Raw genomic sequence first — 19,183 nt, forward strand, 5'->3', positions numbered from 1 at the left:
TGTTGATGTTGAAGAGATCTTTAGTAAATCGGGTAAAAAATACCCAGGTGGAACATTTTGACCCGGTCAAAGATGCCGGTTAAACTGCTAGAGAAATATTGCCCGCATAAAAGTTCGTTATGCACAGTTTCCACAAACCCCGGTAACTACACAATTGGCCTTTTCCATAACGTAACCAGCTGGCAATTTGATCTGTATTTCTTGATCTAAACAGGATATCGTGTCGCACGAAGTGCACCTAAAATGAAAATGGTGCTCCATAGGATCGTTTTGTTTGCACTTCTGAATAGCAAAGTATTGCTTTCCATCTTCTGCCACAATGCTATGCACCAATCCGTCTTCACAAAACTGGTTCAATATTCTATAAACGGTCGCCCTATTGATATCCAAATCTACCATACCCATGATCACATCATGGCTAATGGCCTCATCGCTCTTCAAAAGAATATCCAACACGGCTTGTTTTGATGGTGTATTTCTTCTTTTCATAAATTTATCGCGACTTTGTTGCAATAATATAAATTATTCATAATTTTGACAAAAGTTTTACGACCATCCTATAAGGATGGACAATATACAGCAGCTAAACACTTGTATCGGTTTTGGTGTTGTCGTAAAACAGCGAACCATTAAATACAATATATGAAAGCAAAAACACAAACTTACGATATTATAGCTATGACCAGTTCACTGATATGCGCAATACATTGTGCCGCTGTTCCCATTCTATTGTCGTTCTCGTCTTTGTCCAGCCTGCACTTTTTGCACAACCCAATTATCGAGTGGTCCTTTATTGGACTTGGAATTGTATTTGTATTTATATCGCTCTGGCCAAGCTATAAAAAAGCGCATCACAATTCAAGGCCATTGCTTATCGCGGCTGTTGGTTTCGGAATTATTGCCCTAGGACGACTGGATTTTAGCGAAGCTTGGGAAACGGTCAACACTGTAAGCGGTGCCATCTTGGTTTCTGTGGCCCACTTTGTCAATTGGAAAATTATGCCCTCAAAAGCTGACCACAAACACTGACAATTTTCAACTTTTATTCTTTGCCTCTTCAACTTTAAGGCCTCTTTAACATTATTTATAATAACTTTATTGCCTTATGCAACAAGGCTTCGTAAAACAAGGGATCGGCTTACTCTTTTTAACCATTTTTTTAATGGTCAAAATGGCTGGACTCCATGTTTTGGTCCACGATGAAGACCAAGACCAGTACGCCCACTGCATTGTTGGTGACCATATTATAAAAACACAACAGGCACCGGAAATTACACCATCGGCCACGGCATATGACCTTTTAGTTGAAGAACCCAGGCCCAAAAAACAAATATCACAGGAATATAGATTTATTACTGTTGGTATTTTAGCTTCCAGCCAGCTTTTCTGCAGGCCACCACCACTCACCACTTAGTACCTCAATATTTTCTGTTTATTGGTAATGGCGAGTGCATTTGCGCATATTTCTCCAAAACCAATGGTCGTAAACTATATGGGGAGCAAAATACCGTATAACAAATACGTAATTTGGCTTCTTACCCGCATTTTAGCCTATACTTTTCACATATAGATAGGGTTTTTGATAGAAATAATAAATAACCAACACCAAAATGATAACCACGAATAACCTTACCAAAAAATTTGGTGACTTTGTTGCCGTAGATAATCTTTCGATTTCGGTAAAAGAAGGTGAAATATTATGCCTGCTCGGCGCCAATGGTGCCGGTAAGTCCACCACAATAAACATGTTACTTAATTTTATTAAGCCAACCTCGGGCACTGCCGAAATAAATGGGATGGATGTAGTTAAGAATCCTCTAAAAACCAAGGAATTCGTCACCTATATCCCTGAAAACCTTATGCTGTACCCCAGCCTGACCGCTATTGAAAACCTGGACTATTTTTCCGGGATAGCCGGCAAAAAACTCTCATCGAAAACACTAACGGATTTTTTAAGCGAAGCTGGACTGCAAGAAACTGCTTTTAAAAAACGGATATCCACTTTTTCCAAGGGAATGAGACAAAAAGTAGGGATTGCCCTTGCTCTGGCCAAGGACACCAAGGTACTGTTATTGGACGAACCCACTTCCGGATTAGATCCCAAAGCCAGCAATGAGTTCGGTGAATTGTTGCAAAACCTTAAAAACAAAGGGGTTGCTGTTCTAATGGCAACCCACGACCTTTTCCGAGCCAAAGAGGTCGCGACCCATATCGGTATTATGAAAGATGGCCAACTTCGCCAACAATTTGTCGCAAGTGACATTTCGCTTCCAGAATTGGAAAAAGCATACTTGGATACGATGAACTATAAACAAGTATTGCCATGATCGTAAAAACCTTCATAAAAGAAAGCAAGGAACTTTGGCGAGACGGTCGAGTTCGTGTTGCGTTCGCCATTGTAACCATACTTTTGGGTATCGCAGTTTGGATCAGTGCACGGCAGTATCAACATATAAATGAGCAGTATCAAAACGCAAAGAGCGCAGAAAGGGCCATATGGGACTACCAAGGTGAAAAAAACCCACATTCCGCAGCACATTACGGCACATATGCATTTAAACCTAAATATCCTTTGTCCTTAGTGGACCAAGGTGTTGATAAGTACGTTGGAACCTCAATTTTTTTAACGGCCCACAACAGGAATGAAGCCCAATTCAGTGCTGCAGCGGATCAAACCGGATTAGCACGTTTTGGGGATCTTACACCAGATTTTATCTTGCTTTTCATAATTCCATTGTTGATCATTTTATTGGCATATAACAGTTTTACCAAGGAGAGGGAAATGGGTACCTTGACTTTATTAAAAAGTCAGGGCATTACGCCATGGAAATGGGCAATAGGTAAATGGAGCGCACTGTTTTTTCCGGTGCTCATTGCAACGATTGTTCTTTTTGTAATTGCTGGCATCGTGCTGTCCAACCTCAAAGATTTTGGTGTGTTCCGTTGGCAATCCTTATTCATTTTATCCTTGGTGTACATTGGATATTATATCATCTACTTAAATATTGTATTATTTATTTCACTGAAAGCAAAAAAATCCGGGATAGCCTTGGTGCTTTCCTTATCCGTTTGGATATTGGCCTGTTTGGCAGTGCCCAAGGCAGCCAGTAATATTGCCGAATCCAAACACCCCTATCCCACCCGACAGGAATTTGCTGCCAATGTTTTAAAGGACAAACAAAATGGCCTGGACGGCCACAACCCCTGGAGCAAAGAATCAAAAATGTTGGAACAGCAAGTATTGGCCGAGCATGGGGTGGACAGCCTGCACAAACTTCCTTTTAATTTTGATGCTTACCGAATGCAGAAAGGCGAGGAGCACGAAGCAGAAATATACGCCAAGCACTACAAATATTTAAAGGAACAATATTCAAAACAGTCCAGCCTTTATCAAAGTTTGGCAATAATATCCCCGTATTTGCCCACTCGTTTTTTAAGCATGGCAATTGCACGCACCGATTACTCCGCCCATTGGGATTTTTCGGATGCGGCAGAGGACTATAGAATTGCCACACAAAAGTTTTTGAACGACAATTTTGCACAAAATTCTTCCTACGGCGAATGGGACTATCGGGCCAATGCCAATTTTTGGGGCAAACTACCCGAGTTCAGCTATAATCCACAAGAGCTCAATGCAATCCTTACTACAAACGCTTCGAGTTTGTGGATTCTGGGTGCGTGGATCCTGCTTTCCTTTGGCGCTTTTCTTATAACCACAAAATCCATTTAACTATGTTACCATACAATTTTAAATACGAACTGCGCTTATTGTTGCGCAGCCGTTGGATTCAACTTTTGAGCGTATTATTATTGGTCCTTTTTGGTTTTTCCACCTATAATGGTAGTACAAAGGTCGAAAAACGAACAAATGATATTTATTCTGCCAAAAAAGAGGTTGAAGAAACCGACCGGGCCATGCTCAAATTATTGGATTCCGTTGAACGTGGTATGGAGGTGAGTGCCTCCCCATGGACCATTCCCACTAGTCCAATGGCCGTTGGGAACTATCACCCAAGGGTGGCGGCAATGGAACCCCAACCCATGGCTTTTGTTTCCACTGGGCAGGCAGATCTTTTTACCCATTATGTAAAACCAACGGTATCCGGGGATGATTTTGCCTTGAACTTTACCGAAATGACAAGTCCGGTTCAGCTTCTTTTCGGAAGCTTCGATCTGGCATTTGTAATTGTATACCTTCTGCCATTGCTTATTATTGCCTTTACCTATAATGTGCTTTCATCGGAAAAGGAGCAAGGCTCTTTGCGATTATTGGCCTCGCAGCCCATATCCGTTCGAAAATGGGTGTTTCAAAAATTGATTCTTCGCTTTTTCTGGTTGTCGATATTGGTAACACTTTCCTTGTATATCGTATTTCTCATCGTTGGTATTCAAGCACTGGATTGGCTGAGCGTTTTGAGCCTGTTGGGATTAACCTTGTGCTATATGCTGTTTTGGTTTGCCCTTGCATTTTTGGTCAACCTTTTTGTGGATAGTTCGGCAAAAAATGCCGTATCACTAATAATGCTCTGGGTAATTTTTGTACTCTTGACCCCTTCGGTACTCAATCAAACGGCAAGTACGCTTTATCCCATGCCTTCACGAACCATATTGATCAGTGAAATGCGGGAGCACAAAGCAGAGGCGACCAAAAAACAGGACGAGATCCTGGATAACTTTCTTAGGGACCATCCGGAATATGCAATTAACGATTCCACACAATCCAGAAACTTCTATCACCGGTATATGGCCTCTCAAAAAATTGTAAAAGAAGAATTAGAGCCCATAGTGGGGGAGTATGAAGATCAATTACAAAAACAACAAGAATGGTCCAGAAAATTACAATGGTTATCTCCTGCCATTGTGGTTCAGGAGTCGTTGAACCAATTGGCCGGAACATCCACCGCAGATTATGAAAATTATCGGGGACAAGTCATAGAATTTGCAGAAACCTGGAGAACGCATTTGATCACATTTTTATATAACAACGCAACATTTTCGCAGCAAGATTATGCATCACTCCCACAATTTACATATTCCAATAATACCAATAGAAATGTTGGGTTTTCCTCTGTGGTTTTGCTGTTGATAGCGGCAGCACTGCTTATTTTTGGGTTTGCGGTGCAAGGTAGGTCGGAGAAAAAAGGAATGTTGAGCCAATAAAATAATAATAACCGGATATTCGTGATAATGATCCATGTAGTATGATACAAACCAACAATCTTAAATTTAAATACGATAACGACAACACCATCTTCGAGTTCCCCGACATCACATTGAGCAAAAACCAAAATCTTTTGATCTTGGGAAAGTCTGGCATCGGGAAAACCACACTTTTACATCTTTTGGCGGGTCTGCTCTCTCCATCGGATGGAAGTATACACATAGATGATGTAGATATTCAAAAACTAACCAACAAACAGTTGGATAAATTTAGAGGTCAAAATATCGGCCTTGTTTTTCAAAACAACCATGCGGTACAATCTTTGAGCGTTATGGAAAACTTGGAGGCAAGACTGTTTTTTGCCAAAAAAACCATTTCCAAAACCGTGATCAAAGATTTGCTGGAGCATCTAGATATTGAAATGTGTAAAAACAAAAAAGTGAGGGAACTCAGTAAGGGACAGCTGCAGCGGTTGGGCATAGCCATGGCCATAGTGCACCGCCCACAACTTGTTTTGGCCGATGAGCCCACCTCTAGCCTAGACGATACAAATTGTAAAAAGGTGATGCGACTTTTAATTGAGCAAGCGGACGCCAACAATGCCAATTTGATTGTAATTACCCACGACCAGCGCATTAAACCATTGTTCAACAAAACCTTGGAACTATGAACATTTGGAAAATCAGTGTAAAAAACTTTAGGTACAAGCCTCTATATACTTTCTTGGGCATTTTGATCCTTTCCGTTAGTATTGCCCTACTTGTCGGAATCCAGCAGTTGGATACATCCTTCCGCAAACAAATGGAAAATAGTTTAGGGGATATAGATATGGTAGTTGGTGCAAAAGGCAGCCCATTGCAATTGGTTCTCGCCTCCGTGCTCCATATAGACAATCCTACAGGCAATATTCCTTATGAAGAAGCCAAGAAATTATTGAAAAACCCTATGATAGAAAAAGGCGTGCCCATTTCTTACGGCGATAATTATATGGGATACAGGATTGTAGGGACAACCCCAGAATTTACCGCTCTTTACAATGCAATACTAAAAGAAGGGAAAAACCCGGAAAAACCAATGGAAGTTGCCATTGGTGCAACAATTGCCGATGCTACCGGTCTGTGGATCGGCGATACATTTCAAAGCTCGCATGGCTTGGCAGAAACAGGCGGGCATGCCCACAACGACCTTTTAAAAGTGGTCGGAATTTACGAGCCCACCCACAAGGTTATGGACCGATTGATCATTACCGGACTACAGACTGTTTGGGATGTGCACGATCACGAATCAGAGCCAAGTTATTCAAAGGAAGGAGGGGTGGTAGAACAAGAGAAGCACCACCATGAAGAGGGAGAACACCATCATGATGAGGAAGGACATGAACACGAACATGAAGAAGAACATGAACATGAAGGGCACGAACAGGAAACGGAACACGGACATCAAGAGGAGCACGAAAAAGAAATCACTTCTATGTTGATTTCATTTCGGAATCCGATGGCACTTTTGACCACTCCCCGAACCATCAACGAAAACACGAACATGCAAGCGGCACTTCCAAAATTTGAACTGGAGCGACTCTATCAATTTACTGGTGTCGGTGTAAAAACCATTACCTGGATAGCCTATGCCATCCTCGTAATTTCCTGTATTACCATTTTTATAAGTCTGTACCGCATGGTCCGTGATCGCGCTTTTGATCTCGCACTTATGCGGAGCTACGGCGCCAATACTTTTCAGTTGATCAAAATGGTGGCCTACGAAGGATTGTTGATTTCCCTTATTGCTTTTGTTATTGGTGTACTTTTATCGCAAATAGGGATTTATTTCATATTTGAGATGATAACCGATCAATACAAACAAAAAATGCCGCTTGAGCTTGGATTCCAAGAATTGTTCAAAACCGCTGTATTGGTTTTGTTAATGGTTCTTTTTTCCATTCTACTTGCTATTAACCCTATCATTAAAATGAATATATCAAAAATATTGAGCCATGAGAAATAACATAATTATTGCCTTTTTTCTATTGTCCACAACGTTCTGTTTTTCACAAACCGAAATAAATTGGTGGGATTTGGCCCGTATCGATTATACAGAAAAGTTTTTTCCTGCTTATGATCAAAACTTTCTTTACCCGGAATTTAGCGACCACATGAAATCTCTCGAGGGCAAAAAAGTGGCCATTACAGGATACTTTTTGAACATTGACCCTAGTGGCAAATTGTTCATCTTGTCCAAAAACCCAATGGCTTCTTGTTTTTTCTGTGGAATGGGAGGGCCGGAAACAGCCATGGAGCTCGAGTTTAGGTCCAAGCCCAATTTTAATACCGACGATGTACTTTACGTAACCGGGACTCTAAAGTTGAACGCTGACGATGTTCAGCACTTTAACTACATCCTTACCGATGCCGTAGCTCAAAAAATGAATTAACCTATCACAACATAATAATCAAAAATGAACAGAAGAAAGTTTTTTAGAAACGGGGCCTTAACAGCCGTAGGCGCCTCGATTTTTACACCATTTGAAACGGTAAGGGCGTCGGACCTTGAGAGTGAATGGAAAAGAAAAAAAGCCAAGAACATCATCTTATTGGTGAGCGACGGGATGAGCACGGGTACCCTGAACATGGCCGACCTTTACCTCTCCAGAAAAACGGGAAAAGGCAGCAATTGGCTAAACCTGTACCGGGAAAATAAGGTGAACCGTGCACTAATGGACATGGCCTCGGCCAATTCCATGGTAACCGATTCCGCTGCTGCTAGCTCTTCTTGGGGAGGAGGTGCCAGAATAAACAACGGAGGAATAAACTACGGCGTAAATGGTGAGCAGCACCTTCCTATTTGGCAAAAATTTAAATCCGCAGGAAAAAAGACCGGATGCGTTACAACCGTGCCCATTACACATGCCACTCCCGCGGGCTTTTGCGTGAACGAAAAATCCAGAAACGACCAAGCATCCATAGCGGAAAAATACTTGGAGCATGGGTTTGATGTGTTAATGGGGGGAGGCAACGAATATTTTGATGCCGAAAAACGAAAGGACAAAAAAGATATGTACCGCGCCTTTGCAAACAAAGGGTATGTGGTGGCACGGTCCAGAGAAGAAATGATGTCCGCACCGGCCCATCAACAAATCCTTGGTGTGTTTTCGGACAATGGCCTGGCCTACACCAAGGATAGGGAAAGCAACAAAGAACTCATGGAAAATATTCCAAGTTTGGCGGAAATGACTCAAAAAGCCATAGAAAACCTGTCCGACAGTCCAAAAGGATTCACCCTACAAGTAGAAGCCGGAAAAGTGGATTGGGCAGCACATGCCAACGATATTGCCGGTCTGCTATATGATCAAGTCGCCTTTGATGAAGCCGTGCAGGTTGCCATGGATTTTGCTGAAAAAGATGGAGACACTTTGGTTATCATAACTACCGATCATGGCAATGCCAACCCAGGGCTCATTTATGGAAAAAATGCCAACGATAATTTTGATACCGTTCAAAACTACAAACATACCAATGAATGGATCTTGAACGGTATCGGCAAGGAAACATCCGTGAGCAACTTAAAGGAGCGAGTGGAATTTGCCAATGGATTTGCATTGACGGACGAAGAGGCGAAAACCTTGCTGAGCTATTATACCTCCTTAAAACCCAAGGACGGGTGGTACAATCCTAGGAACCTTCCGTTCAACGCGTTGGCGGAAATCCAGAAAAAGCACACCTCCGTAGGCTGGATAAGTATGCAACACTCCGCAGATTATGTGGAATTGGCCATGTACGGCCCCGGTAGCGAATTATTGAATCCCTTTATAAAAAATACGGACCTACATTTCCTAATGCTGGAAGCAGCAGAGGTGGAAAACAACTTCTAAGGATGTAGGGCAAAACCTGAAAAGAATAATTCTTGTTTGGAATACAACCGATGGGACTTTGACTTCCTTTGTCCTATCGGGGTATCCTGCAGGATTTCCCAGTAACTAGGTCGTTAAATATAAAGCCGAGTATTAGAAAAACAAAACCCCTCCAAATCAAAGACTTAGAGAGGTTTTCCGTGGTCCCACCTGAGCTATCTTTTTCATTTAGAATAATTTAGTTCATTTTAAACCACTATATTTGAAGTCATTAGACTTATAATGGGTTTGGTTTAATTTGTGCCATTAAGTTTTAATATGGTTTCTAACCCCAATTCCAACCCCAATTTAATAGACATTCAACCTCTTTAATAGAAATTTAAATTAATTCTGAATTTAAAGAGTTAAAGAATGTTACACATTTCTTTTAATCTTAGGCATGAAAATATCAATAAGAAAGGACTGGCTCCAGTTCGTTTGATTATTTCATACAACTCATTGATAATTCGTAAAATGGTCCCTTCGGTAAGGGTTTTACCGAAAGATTGGCAAAATGAAAGAATAAAAACTAATCTTAAAAATGAACCCTATAATTTCCACCTTGAGTATAATTTTATCTTGGATGAAATAGATGCTAAGGTAAAAGCTTTGTATCGGCAATCCCTTATTGCTGGAAAATCCCTGTCAAAAGATGATATAATCAATTGCCTGGACAATAAAACTTCTTCGAAAGTTGCAATGGATTTATTTAGCGCATTGGATGAATTTGTCTATACACATAGAGCGGTCCGTGCACATAGTACTATTAAGAAATATAATTCCTGTATTCAATTTATTAAAGATTTTGAAAATGCAACAGGATTTGGGTTAGGGTTTGAAAGCATTGATCAAGTGTTTTTAGAAACCTTCCGGGATTATGCTTTTCTGAAGCGCAATACCATGAATAATTATTACAGTAAACTAATTGCGTTTATAAAAACATTCATGAACTGGGCTTTGGATAGAGAGTATCATAACAATGTTGAATTCAGGAAGTTTAAAAGAACTGAAGATAATATCGAGGTTATTTTCTTAACCATAGATGAATTAATGACCCTTTATCATCATGACTTTGAGTCAAGGAGACTTTCTGCTGTGAGAGATATCTATTGTTTTGGTTGTTTTACAGGGCTAAGGTTTTCCGATTTAAGTACGCTCCAGAACTCAAATATATTTGAAGACCATATCCAATTGACCATTCAGAAATCAAAAAGAACGGATCACAGGATTCCGTTGAACAAAATGGCCAAAAAAATATTGAAAAAATATACGGGCACTGTGTATGAACCATTACCTCGAATCTCCGGTCAAAAGTTCAATCAATATATCAAGGAATGCTGCGAAGAAATTGGTATGGACCAACCTATAAATATAACCAGATATGTAGGTCAAAAGCGAATAGATAAAACGGCACCAAAATACTCTCTCATTACTAGCCATACTGCCAGAAAAACCTTTGTAACCAATAGTCTGATTTTGGGAATGAATGAAAGAGTTCTAAAAAATATTACAGGACACAAGGATGATGTCTCCTTTATGAAATATCTAAAAATAGCAGAAGATTTTAAACGCAATGAAATGAATAATACCTGGGACAAATTATAAACTAAAGCAATATCAAATAATTAATAATCATTAAAACTCGTCAAAAATGAAACATTCAAATGTTGTTCTTTATGCCTATTCCAAAGATGACTTGGAAAGATTAATTCAAGTAGTAATCGAGAAAGTTCGAAGGAATGAATTGATATCAGATATCGATGTAACTCCTGAGGATGATCGACTAACCCAAAATGAAGCTGCAGCCTTTTTAGGAGTTTCTGTCCAAAGCTTGATTAAATGGAAAAAGAATGGGACCGTCCCTTACTATCAAATCAATCGTTCCATTTTTTACTCCAAAAAAGAATTGTTGAATCTGGCCAGAAACAATCACAAGCTTGGAAGGGTTCCAAGAGATTAAATCAAATCCTAAAATCATGAACAAATCTAAAAAAGTGCTGCAGCCTATGCGGTTTGTAGATGCATACTACGATTTTAGCCCCATCCAAAAGGACTTTATAATGTTGGTACAACACCTTACATCCATACAAAAGGAAATCAAATCAGATTTTTCTATTAATCTTATACCCTATTTTGAAGCTAAAGGACAATGTTTGGACTCCATACGACTTAGTCATTACAAAGAAATAACAGACGATCTTATTAAATCCAAAGTAACCTTTAAATACCATAAAGGAGATACATTATATTCAGTATACAATTTATTCAGTAGATGTTCAGTAGAGTTTACTGAAAACAAAGACTTTGTTTTAAAGGTTTCAATTATTGATGATGTCCTGCCCCTTTTTTATATCAATAAGCTGGAGGAGGGACATTTTAAGGATAATAAATTGATAAAAGAACTCTTTCAACTTGGGTATCCTGAATATGATAAATACATATCCTATTACCCGAAAACTTATATTGAATTTAAGGAGAGTCAAACCAAAAAGTTGTTTGAAAAGTTGCTTCAATATCGAAGATTAAAAAAGTATACCTACGAATTTTCGAAAGATGAGCTCTATTTAATGCTTGGGTATGGATATCTACAGGACAAGAAGACTTTAAGCCATCAGGAACAAATTTTTCAAATTGTTGGACAAGAATTTGTCCAAACAGCATATAAAGGCACCAATGGATGGAAAAATTTAAGGGCACTGCTAAACAAATGGCTAAAGGAAATAGACAATAACGAGGGCATTGGAATTTCTATTACAAAATCCGGAAAGAACTATTTTACGACAAGAGGTAGACCAATAAGAAGTATTTTGATAAGAGTTGAATATGAAAATGAGTTGATTTCACTGACTGAAGAACAACAAAGAGCCTTCAAATATTTGAGTCCTTATGGGCTATCAGAAAAACAAAGGTTTAAAATCGTTTTGAACTTCGATTATAAAACCATTGTAAATCGAATCACAAGTAATTTAGTTGCCAAAAGAGATTCCTATAACAATAGATATTTTGGCGAACTCAAAAGAGCTGATCATCGGAAAATTGAAAATGTCCCAGGCTTTCTTTATGGTATTGTTTTTGAGTATGGGAAACAGAAATACTCTAATTAGATTTAATCAATGTATTTAAAAAACAACAATGTAATTGTTGGATTATTAAAGAATTACGTACGTAAAAATTTTACAAATGGGCACGAGAGTCTTAAAGTAATAGACCGGTATTTTTTTCAAATTGAATTAGATGTTTCCGGATTTGATGAAACTTTAATTCTTAAAGGGTTAGAAGAATTAAGCTCAAAGGCCATATGGTACAAGTTGGGTGAAAATGAAATTCTTTCCAGTGATATTACAAACCCCAGATACGATTCGGATATTGAAATGGTCCAATTTCATATACTTAAAGACAAATTCATTCGATTTAGAGATTTAACCCTAACAGAGGAGTAAAATAGTAATGATTAAATTTTAATGAATTAAGAAAGCCCTATTTAAAAAGTTCAGAATGGGATCCTATTCTTATTAAACGGATAACATTTGGAGATACGAACTGGACACATATAATCAAAAGGTCAGGTTTAAGGTGAAATTCCCAATTGTTCTTGTATTCACCCTTTAATTTATGGGGCTTCATTTCTTTTGGGATACCTTTGATACCCCTAGCTTCCAAAAGTTTTAATGTTGCCCCTATCAATTCATTGTTAGTTCCCTTACCCACCTTTTTTAGGTCCTTTTTAAATTTGGTGGTCATTTCCAATTCAAACATTATTAATCCTATTTCACGGAATCCATCAATGCATCAATATCAGTGATTTTTTCCAAATTGCTACCAGCCATTGCTTCCTCAATAGCTTTTTTCGTTTCTTCGTTAGGTACATTCCCAACATCTTTAAAAAGAAGGTTTTCAACATAATTGTTGAAGCTTCTGTTTTCAGCTTTAGCTTTTTCCATGGCCATATCAAATAGGTCCACATCAAGCCTCAACGGAACTTGCTTTTTAGTTTTAGTAGTCACTTTTTCACTGTTATGGTTGATACAAATATACAATAAATATCAATATGATATCATATTGATATACATTTGAATTAAATTGGGTTCTAGGGTGGGTTTTTGAGACAAGAACCTTGAAATAACCATGGGAACCAAAGGGCGGACACTTTGGCTTTGGCGTATGTTTTTGATTAAAAACTATGACAAAGGCGTCGCGAAAAAAAAAGGGAGTTAATACCCCCTTATCAATTTCAGGTAAGCCCTTTCTTTTTTTGAAAATTCTCGTTCCCCATCTCTAAAGAAAGCTTCAGGATTATCTTTAATAGTTTTATACTGATTTTCAAAGGTCTTAAATGAAGGACTGATAAAACGAAGGGTTGCTATTCTTACCTTGGTTAAAATTGGGTGTTTTGACGAGTTCATAATATTATTGTTAAGTGATTATTTGAAATACTTGATGATAAAAGGGAGAGTGGGGTTACTCTCCCTAAACAAAGAACAACGGAATTATTCTTCTTCATTAGATGGTTCTTCCGAACCATCCTCTCTAGCAGACAAGAAAACAATATCTCTAGCAACAACTTCCGTAATATATCTTTTCTCTCCGCTTTCTGTTTCGTACGACCTAGTTTTAAGCTTACCTTCCAAAGCAATATGCTTTCCTTTGGTTAGGTGCTTTTCCACAAACTGGGCAGTTTTACCCCAGGCAATAATATTATGCCATTCGGTGTCTGTTACTTTTTCACCTTGTGCGTTTTTGTAAGTTTCATTGGTTGCTAATGAGAACTTTACCAATTTGGTGTTTTCATTCTCAAATTGGATGTTTTCAGGGTTTCCACCTACATTTCCGATTAATTGAACTTTGTTTTTTAAATTACTCATAACTAGATAATTAAATGATTATTTGATATATTAAATATACACATTAATTTTAATATATACAATATTATATTGCATTTAATACATCTTTTAAATGTTAAAATCCTATCCTATCAAGATATCTTGAGCCCCATAGAGCGTTGTGCTTCCCATTGGGGGGAATCAATCACCCCGTCGATGCCATACCAATTGACTGGTGCATGGGGGCAAAAGGGTTTTGGAAGCTTGCGACCGTACCTTAAAATCGTGGTGGGTTCCCCTGGTAAGTGGGATGCCCGATTTTCAGGAAAACCATTGTAGGACACATAAAGCAGCAGGCTACATTTGCCGTCGATGGAAAGATGATTCCCCTATTGGAACAAGAAGCCAACACATTAACGTTGGAAAGGGTTGTAGTGATGGTCTTTGCCCTGTACGGCAAAGATGGGCCCTGAAAGGGTTCCGTTCACGGAACCATGACAGGATCACCCCTCAGGGCCGAACGTGACAATCCCTTGATTCCTCTTTTAGGTTTTGTTCAGCTTACGAAGTAAATGCATAGGCAAAAAACAAGGGTATAGAGTGCTTGCACGAAAATACGGTTGTGAGCGTTCCCGAGGGGGTTGTGGTGATAAAAGGCGAAAGGCTTCGAGGGTTGCCGGGTTTACGGCACACGAGGATTTCTGGAGGCGGTAAGAACACGCAACTTCCGCAGGGGAATGGATGATACTTGAAGTAATTGGCTTACCTCTAATTGGAACATATTACAGGGCGTCTAGCAAAGATGTTAGACAAGACCCAAGGGTTTTGGCGGTATTTTGTGATGACCGAAAAGGATAAGCATCATTTTAAAAAGTATAAGTTACCTATCGCTTTATTGAACTTTCAGTATAAAACAAGTTTACTATTTCTAAAGAGTTTACTTTTTCGGTGAACTTATTTGGTTTCCATTTGGACCCTTTATAACCCTAATATTAAAGTTCTATTTCTCAATAATAATTGACCACTATTCTCTCTTTTCAACGAAAACCCAATTTTTAACAACTAGAAAATTCCTACATTTATACAAGTTCAAATAAACAAAGGGAACTAAACCGAATAAAATATTACAAAACTTGGCATAGCTATCCGTATTGGATGTATATACCGAGTAAAGTTCCGTATATAAACAAGTTGTACACAATATAAACCACCAGAATGAATAGAAAAATAATCACCCTTTTACTTTTAGCAATATTCACAAATTTTGGATATTCTCAATCGGAAAAAATTAATATTAAAACAGACCATTTAACAGAGGCTAATTACCTAAAAATGGATGATTTTTATTTAACTCATTATCTATACATCGATTTGTTTTTAAGAGAAAATCTATTTCCAGAAGCAAGTCCCGAAGATGTTTCTTCTATTTTAGAAGCTCTTAAAAAATATGTTTCAGTAGAAAACAAATTAGACGTCGAAATTGAAAAACCTGGGAAAAGAAATTACTTGATTCGATTTGCCATTTTAAAGAAAGATGACGGAACTGAACTTTTGATTGCTTTCACAAATTGGACTGTAAAGAAAAAAGCTTTTGAAAAAGAAATCAAAATGGAAAATGATTCCTACACCAGATGGTATTTTCTTAATGGGAACAAAATGACTTACCGAAAAGATATGTCTGACCAAAACGATTACTCAACTATGAATAAATCTGACTTGGCTAATGCTTACTTATTCGATGAACTATCTGAAAACGATTCCGAGATAGAAAGCACAATAAATGAATACTTAAACCAAAGCGATATAAGTATTTCAGATAAAATTATGGCGAATTTAATTTTATTGAAATACCATATTTTTCAAAAAGAGAATGAAAATGTGACTAAACAAACTGAATACGTAACTGAATTATTTGAGAAAAATAAGTCGGAATCCAATTTAAGAGGTTTACAAGCAGCATTTAATGCGACAAAATTTCAAATAGAATTAAGTAAATAAATACTGTGTACAACAATGGCTATAAGTAATTGCTTGTTCTCGCATACTTCTGAAAATCCTCGCGGATTTTCAGTTTGGTGTGTACTTGCAAAATTTCGTGCTAAACCACACAACTACTCATAGCCGAGACCGTTGTACACAATATAAACCACCAGAATGAATAGAAAAATAATCACCCTTTTACTTTTAGCAATATTCACAAATTTTGGATATTCTCAATCGGAAAAAATTAATATTAAAACAGACCATTTAACAGAGGCTAATTACCTAAAAATGGATGATTTTTATTTAACTCATTATCTATACATCGATTTGTTTTTAAGAGAAAATCTATTTCCAGAAGCAAGTCCCGAAGATGTTTCTTCTATTTTAGAAGCTCTTAAAAAATATGTTTCAGTAGAAAACAAATTAGACGTCGAAATTGAAAAACCTGGGAAAAGAAATTACTTGATTCGATTTGCCATTTTAAAGAAAGATGACGGAACTGAACTTTTGATTGCTTTCACAAATTGGACTGTAAAGAAAAAAGCTTTTGAAAAAGAAATCAAAATGGAAAATGATTCCTACACCAGATGGTATTTTCTTAATGGGAACAAAATGACTTACCGAAAAGATATGTCTGACCAAAACGATTACTCAACTATGAATAAATCTGACTTGGCTAATGCTTACTTATTCGATGAACTATCTGAAAACGATTCCGAGATAGAAAGCACAATAAATGAATACTTAAACCAAAGCGATATAAGTATTTCAGATAAAATTATGGCGAATTTAATTTTATTGAAATACCATATTTTTCAAAAAGAGAATGAAAATGTGACTAAACAAACTGAATACGTAACTGAATTATTTGAGAAAAATAAGTCGGAATCCAATTTAAGAGGTTTACAAGCAGCATTTAATGCGACAAAATTTCAAATAGAATTAAGTAAATAAATACTGTGTACAACAATGGCTATAAGTAATTGCTTGTTCTCGCATACTTCTGAAAATCCTCGCGGATTTTCAGTTTGGTGTGTACTTGCAAAATTTCGTGCTAAACCACACAACTACTCATAGCCGAGACCGTTGCCCACAATTTGAAAAAAATCACTTTGAAAATATTATTCTTACTAACATTACTGAATACTGCCAATATATTTGCTCAGGAAACTATTGTATATAAAGGAATTTTAAAAAATACTTTTTTGATTGAAACTATTGAACTTTATCCTGACAGTACATTCAAATGGACGAATGAATATGATTTAAGCTGGAGTGAATACGGAATTTATAAAATAGCGGAAAATAAGTTAATTTTAGACCATTATATATTTTCAGTTTATCCTGAAACGATGAGTTTGAAAGACAGCATTTCCACTTTGAAAAAACCGACACAAACTCGAATTCTCGAAATGGAAAATAATCGGATTTATCCACTTACGAAAAAAGGTAAACGAATAACTAAAATGAAAAACTCTTATTTCAGAAGAAAATGGGGTTGGTTATTAGGAAATCGCTTTGAATATAAAATAATCAAAACGGAATGAAAAAACTGTGGGCAACAATGTATAACCGCAATTACGGCGGATTCGACTACGTCCGAATCCACTCGGAATTGCTAACGTCAGTGCCAAACCGAAAAATAACTAACTTAAAACCCGTAACTGACGGTTATACGTGACCGTTACCTGCAAGCTGAAAAAAGCACTGTAACATTTCTTAAAATAGGACAACTTTAATATGGACACTAATTCAAAAGAAATGAGATTAATAATATTTATTACAGTGTTATTACTATCAACAGTATCTTACGGACAGACATCCTTGAAAGAAATTGGACTTAAAGCAGGAAAATATAAAGTAGGCTTTAAACATTATACAGTTAACGATAGTACCAGAACTTATAGAATTCATAATGAGTTTAGCAACCAACTCATCAAAAGACCAATCCCTATAAGTATTTGGTATCCTGCCAAAATAAAGGATAATAATTCTGAGCAATTAGCAGTTTTAAACTATTTAGAGATTTTAAAAGAAGAGGAAGAATGGAAAAATTTACCAAATTACTTTCTGTTGGATTGGTTTCCGTATTTATGGAACACGCCAGAAAATAAAGCTCATCTTTCAGAAAAAGTTGATGCTTTTTCAAATACAACTTTTTTGGACGGAAAATTTCCAGTTGTAGTTTATGCACCAAGTTACCAAGCTTCGTCAATTGAAAATTTTGCGTTATTTGAATATTTAGCAAGTAACGGTTTCGTAATAATATCAAGTCCTTCAAGAGGAACAGATACACGGTGGTTAGAAGGCGGAACTACAAAAGATATGGAAACACAATCTAGAGATGTAGAATTCCTTCTAAAAGAAATTCACAACTACGATAATATCGATTCGGGAAAAGTGGCATTAATGGGATTCAGTTTTGGTGGATTGGCGAATGCTATAACGATTATGAAACACGAAGAAATAAGTGCCATTGTAAGTTTGGATGGAACAGAAAGATACAATTATGCTGTTTTGGAAAAGTCACCTTATTTTAATTTAGATAAGTTTTCCATTCCATATATCCATTTTGCTCAAAAAGAGATTCCGAAAGAAATTCTAACCTCAGACAAAATACCTGAAGATTTGAACTACAAATTTCAATTATACGATTCTTTGGAGTATAGCAACATTTACAGATATAGATTTCACGACCTAACGCATTCTTATTTTAGTTCTTTTGGTGTCTTATTTGCTAATAGAGATAAAAGACAAGATAAGAGTGATGAAAAAATTATGGCTTCTTACAATTTGCTTTGTCAACATACTTTGCAGTTCCTAAATGCAACACTTAATAATGACGAAAAGGCGATTGCTTTCATTGAAAATAAGCCTGTTTCAAACGGATTTTCCGAAAGTTTGATTTCCAAACAAAAGAAAAAAGCTATCGAAAAAGATTTTACATATCAAGATTTCAATGATTTAGTATTCAAACAAGACTATCAAGATTTAATCTCGTTATACAAAAGAACAATTGCTAAACATCCAAATCTTGAACTTCAAGAAGGAATGCTAAATATGTTAGGACTGCGATTGTCGTTTAATCCTAAAAAGAAAGAGCAAGGATATAATGTCCTTTTGTTAGCCTTACATATTTATCCAAAATCAGCAAATTTATACGACAGTTTAGCCGAAGCGTATTTTTACAATAAGGAATATCAAAAAGCCATTTTGAATTATAAAAAGTCTTTGGAATTAAATCCAAAAAATCAAAATTCAATTGACAGATTAGAACTACTAAAGGAATAAAGCCAGCAGGTAACAATGTGTATAGCTCATTGCGGCTGAATTCCT

At 37.1% G+C, this 19,183-nt stretch carries 22 protein-coding genes; 17 read left to right on the forward strand and 5 right to left on the reverse strand.

The window, feature by feature from the left end; all coding sequences use genetic code 11:
• Nucleotides 1–117: 117 nt before the first annotated feature.
• The gene (locus ABTP35_RS06370; protein ID WP_224836016.1) at nucleotides 118–489 is read right to left on the reverse strand and encodes a Fur family transcriptional regulator; all 372 of its coding nucleotides are present in this window, start codon (nucleotides 487–489) and stop codon (nucleotides 118–120) included.
• A 153-nt stretch (nucleotides 490–642) separates the two neighbouring features.
• Between ABTP35_RS06370 and ABTP35_RS06375 the strand changes: the two genes are divergently transcribed.
• The 13 genes from ABTP35_RS06375 to ABTP35_RS06435 all read left to right on the forward strand — a co-directional run bounded on the left by ABTP35_RS06375 (nucleotide 643) and on the right by ABTP35_RS06435 (nucleotide 12,484).
• A complete protein-coding gene (locus tag ABTP35_RS06375; protein ID WP_224836015.1) occupies nucleotides 643–1,029 on the forward strand; it encodes a MerC domain-containing protein in 387 nt (128 codons plus the stop codon).
• A gap of 133 nt (nucleotides 1,030–1,162) precedes the next feature.
• Complete coding sequence (locus ABTP35_RS06380) at nucleotides 1,163–1,414, forward strand: hypothetical protein (RefSeq protein WP_224836014.1); 252 nt, start codon at nucleotides 1,163–1,165, stop codon at nucleotides 1,412–1,414.
• A gap of 196 nt (nucleotides 1,415–1,610) precedes the next feature.
• Nucleotides 1,611–2,327, forward strand: a complete 717-nt coding sequence (locus ABTP35_RS06385) for an ATP-binding cassette domain-containing protein (RefSeq protein WP_293298173.1) — start codon at nucleotides 1,611–1,613, stop codon at nucleotides 2,325–2,327.
• A complete protein-coding gene (locus tag ABTP35_RS06390) occupies nucleotides 2,324–3,730 on the forward strand; it encodes a DUF3526 domain-containing protein (protein WP_293298170.1) in 1,407 nt (468 codons plus the stop codon). The genes ABTP35_RS06385 and ABTP35_RS06390 overlap by 4 nt, the downstream gene beginning before the upstream one ends.
• Nucleotides 3,731–3,732: 2 nt before the next feature.
• On the forward strand, nucleotides 3,733–5,160 hold the full coding sequence (locus ABTP35_RS06395) for a DUF3526 domain-containing protein (RefSeq protein ID WP_293298167.1): 1,428 nt from the start codon (nucleotides 3,733–3,735) through the stop codon (nucleotides 5,158–5,160).
• Nucleotides 5,161–5,201: 41 nt separating this feature from the next.
• Nucleotides 5,202–5,831 carry an ATP-binding cassette domain-containing protein gene (locus tag ABTP35_RS06400; protein WP_293298164.1) on the forward strand — a complete coding sequence of 210 codons (630 nt, stop codon included), beginning with the start codon at nucleotides 5,202–5,204 and terminating at the stop codon, nucleotides 5,829–5,831.
• Nucleotides 5,828–7,162, forward strand: coding sequence for an ABC transporter permease (locus ABTP35_RS06405; protein WP_252080967.1), 1,335 nt, complete (start codon nucleotides 5,828–5,830; stop codon nucleotides 7,160–7,162). Before ABTP35_RS06400 ends, ABTP35_RS06405 begins: the two co-directional genes overlap by 4 nt.
• Nucleotides 7,152–7,589: a hypothetical protein gene (locus ABTP35_RS06410; protein WP_224836008.1), complete on the forward strand. Its 438-nt coding sequence runs from the start codon at nucleotides 7,152–7,154 to the stop codon at nucleotides 7,587–7,589. The genes ABTP35_RS06405 and ABTP35_RS06410 overlap by 11 nt, the downstream gene beginning before the upstream one ends.
• 24 nt (nucleotides 7,590–7,613) lie before the next feature.
• The gene (locus ABTP35_RS06415; RefSeq protein WP_293298159.1) at nucleotides 7,614–9,026 is read left to right on the forward strand and encodes an alkaline phosphatase; all 1,413 of its coding nucleotides are present in this window, start codon (nucleotides 7,614–7,616) and stop codon (nucleotides 9,024–9,026) included.
• Nucleotides 9,027–9,416: 390 nt separating this feature from the next.
• Nucleotides 9,417–10,649: a tyrosine-type recombinase/integrase gene (locus tag ABTP35_RS06420; protein WP_375334477.1), complete on the forward strand. Its 1,233-nt coding sequence runs from the start codon at nucleotides 9,417–9,419 to the stop codon at nucleotides 10,647–10,649.
• A gap of 46 nt (nucleotides 10,650–10,695) precedes the next feature.
• Nucleotides 10,696–11,004 carry a helix-turn-helix domain-containing protein gene (locus ABTP35_RS06425; protein ID WP_375334478.1) on the forward strand — a complete coding sequence of 103 codons (309 nt, stop codon included), beginning with the start codon at nucleotides 10,696–10,698 and terminating at the stop codon, nucleotides 11,002–11,004.
• 16 nt (nucleotides 11,005–11,020) lie between these two features.
• Nucleotides 11,021–12,148, forward strand: coding sequence for a hypothetical protein (locus ABTP35_RS06430; RefSeq protein WP_375334479.1), 1,128 nt, complete (start codon nucleotides 11,021–11,023; stop codon nucleotides 12,146–12,148).
• 9 nt (nucleotides 12,149–12,157) lie between these two features.
• On the forward strand, nucleotides 12,158–12,484 hold the full coding sequence (locus ABTP35_RS06435; protein ID WP_375334480.1) for a hypothetical protein: 327 nt from the start codon (nucleotides 12,158–12,160) through the stop codon (nucleotides 12,482–12,484).
• Between the two features lie 37 nt (nucleotides 12,485–12,521).
• Here ABTP35_RS06435 and ABTP35_RS06440 read toward each other — a convergent pair whose 3' ends face one another.
• The 4 genes from ABTP35_RS06440 to ABTP35_RS06455 form a co-directional block, all read right to left on the reverse strand.
• Nucleotides 12,522–12,800, reverse strand: a complete 279-nt coding sequence (locus ABTP35_RS06440) for a type II toxin-antitoxin system YafQ family toxin (RefSeq protein WP_375334481.1) — start codon at nucleotides 12,798–12,800, stop codon at nucleotides 12,522–12,524.
• Between the two features lie 8 nt (nucleotides 12,801–12,808).
• On the reverse strand, nucleotides 12,809–13,048 hold the full coding sequence (locus ABTP35_RS06445) for a hypothetical protein (protein ID WP_375334482.1): 240 nt from the start codon (nucleotides 13,046–13,048) through the stop codon (nucleotides 12,809–12,811).
• A gap of 207 nt (nucleotides 13,049–13,255) precedes the next feature.
• On the reverse strand, nucleotides 13,256–13,447 hold the full coding sequence (locus ABTP35_RS06450) for a hypothetical protein (protein WP_375334483.1): 192 nt from the start codon (nucleotides 13,445–13,447) through the stop codon (nucleotides 13,256–13,258).
• Between the two features lie 84 nt (nucleotides 13,448–13,531).
• The gene (locus tag ABTP35_RS06455) at nucleotides 13,532–13,906 is read right to left on the reverse strand and encodes a single-stranded DNA-binding protein (RefSeq protein ID WP_375334484.1); all 375 of its coding nucleotides are present in this window, start codon (nucleotides 13,904–13,906) and stop codon (nucleotides 13,532–13,534) included.
• A 1,173-nt stretch (nucleotides 13,907–15,079) separates the two neighbouring features.
• Between ABTP35_RS06455 and ABTP35_RS06460 the strand changes: the two genes are divergently transcribed.
• The 4 genes from ABTP35_RS06460 to ABTP35_RS06475 all read left to right on the forward strand — a co-directional run bounded on the left by ABTP35_RS06460 (nucleotide 15,080) and on the right by ABTP35_RS06475 (nucleotide 19,138).
• Nucleotides 15,080–15,862: a hypothetical protein gene (locus tag ABTP35_RS06460; RefSeq protein ID WP_375334485.1), complete on the forward strand. Its 783-nt coding sequence runs from the start codon at nucleotides 15,080–15,082 to the stop codon at nucleotides 15,860–15,862.
• Nucleotides 15,863–16,018: 156 nt separating this feature from the next.
• Complete coding sequence (locus ABTP35_RS06465) at nucleotides 16,019–16,801, forward strand: hypothetical protein (protein ID WP_375334485.1); 783 nt, start codon at nucleotides 16,019–16,021, stop codon at nucleotides 16,799–16,801.
• 158 nt (nucleotides 16,802–16,959) lie between these two features.
• Nucleotides 16,960–17,394 carry a hypothetical protein gene (locus ABTP35_RS06470; protein WP_375334486.1) on the forward strand — a complete coding sequence of 145 codons (435 nt, stop codon included), beginning with the start codon at nucleotides 16,960–16,962 and terminating at the stop codon, nucleotides 17,392–17,394.
• 193 nt (nucleotides 17,395–17,587) lie between these two features.
• Nucleotides 17,588–19,138: a tetratricopeptide repeat protein gene (locus ABTP35_RS06475; protein ID WP_375334487.1), complete on the forward strand. Its 1,551-nt coding sequence runs from the start codon at nucleotides 17,588–17,590 to the stop codon at nucleotides 19,136–19,138.
• Nucleotides 19,139–19,183 lie beyond the last annotated feature (45 nt).

The sequence above is a fragment of the Flagellimonas alginilytica genome (assembly GCF_042134605.1).
GTDB lineage: Bacteria > Bacteroidota > Bacteroidia > Flavobacteriales > Flavobacteriaceae > Flagellimonas > Flagellimonas alginolytica.

Excerpts from the sequence above, each read along its gene's own strand:
- ABTP35_RS06370 (WP_224836016.1), bottom strand. The coding sequence starts at position 489 with ATGAAAAGAAGAAATACACCATCAAAACAAGCCGTGTTGGATATTCTT.
- ABTP35_RS06375 (WP_224836015.1), top strand. The coding sequence starts at position 643 with ATGAAAGCAAAAACACAAACTTACGATATTATAGCTATGACCAGTTCA.
- ABTP35_RS06380 (WP_224836014.1), top strand. The coding sequence starts at position 1,163 with ATGGTCAAAATGGCTGGACTCCATGTTTTGGTCCACGATGAAGACCAA.
- ABTP35_RS06385 (WP_293298173.1), top strand. The coding sequence starts at position 1,611 with ATGATAACCACGAATAACCTTACCAAAAAATTTGGTGACTTTGTTGCC.
- ABTP35_RS06390 (WP_293298170.1), top strand. The coding sequence starts at position 2,324 with ATGATCGTAAAAACCTTCATAAAAGAAAGCAAGGAACTTTGGCGAGAC.
- ABTP35_RS06395 (WP_293298167.1), top strand. The coding sequence starts at position 3,733 with ATGTTACCATACAATTTTAAATACGAACTGCGCTTATTGTTGCGCAGC.
- ABTP35_RS06400 (WP_293298164.1), top strand. The coding sequence starts at position 5,202 with ATGATACAAACCAACAATCTTAAATTTAAATACGATAACGACAACACC.
- ABTP35_RS06405 (WP_252080967.1), top strand. The coding sequence starts at position 5,828 with ATGAACATTTGGAAAATCAGTGTAAAAAACTTTAGGTACAAGCCTCTA.
- ABTP35_RS06410 (WP_224836008.1), top strand. The coding sequence starts at position 7,152 with ATGAGAAATAACATAATTATTGCCTTTTTTCTATTGTCCACAACGTTC.
- ABTP35_RS06415 (WP_293298159.1), top strand. The coding sequence starts at position 7,614 with ATGAACAGAAGAAAGTTTTTTAGAAACGGGGCCTTAACAGCCGTAGGC.
- ABTP35_RS06420 (WP_375334477.1), top strand. The coding sequence starts at position 9,417 with ATGTTACACATTTCTTTTAATCTTAGGCATGAAAATATCAATAAGAAA.
- ABTP35_RS06425 (WP_375334478.1), top strand. The coding sequence starts at position 10,696 with ATGAAACATTCAAATGTTGTTCTTTATGCCTATTCCAAAGATGACTTG.
- ABTP35_RS06430 (WP_375334479.1), top strand. The coding sequence starts at position 11,021 with ATGAACAAATCTAAAAAAGTGCTGCAGCCTATGCGGTTTGTAGATGCA.
- ABTP35_RS06435 (WP_375334480.1), top strand. The coding sequence starts at position 12,158 with ATGTATTTAAAAAACAACAATGTAATTGTTGGATTATTAAAGAATTAC.
- ABTP35_RS06440 (WP_375334481.1), bottom strand. The coding sequence starts at position 12,800 with ATGTTTGAATTGGAAATGACCACCAAATTTAAAAAGGACCTAAAAAAG.
- ABTP35_RS06450 (WP_375334483.1), bottom strand. The coding sequence starts at position 13,447 with ATGAACTCGTCAAAACACCCAATTTTAACCAAGGTAAGAATAGCAACC.
- ABTP35_RS06455 (WP_375334484.1), bottom strand. The coding sequence starts at position 13,906 with ATGAGTAATTTAAAAAACAAAGTTCAATTAATCGGAAATGTAGGTGGA.
- ABTP35_RS06460 (WP_375334485.1), top strand. The coding sequence starts at position 15,080 with ATGAATAGAAAAATAATCACCCTTTTACTTTTAGCAATATTCACAAAT.
- ABTP35_RS06465 (WP_375334485.1), top strand. The coding sequence starts at position 16,019 with ATGAATAGAAAAATAATCACCCTTTTACTTTTAGCAATATTCACAAAT.
- ABTP35_RS06475 (WP_375334487.1), top strand. The coding sequence starts at position 17,588 with ATGGACACTAATTCAAAAGAAATGAGATTAATAATATTTATTACAGTG.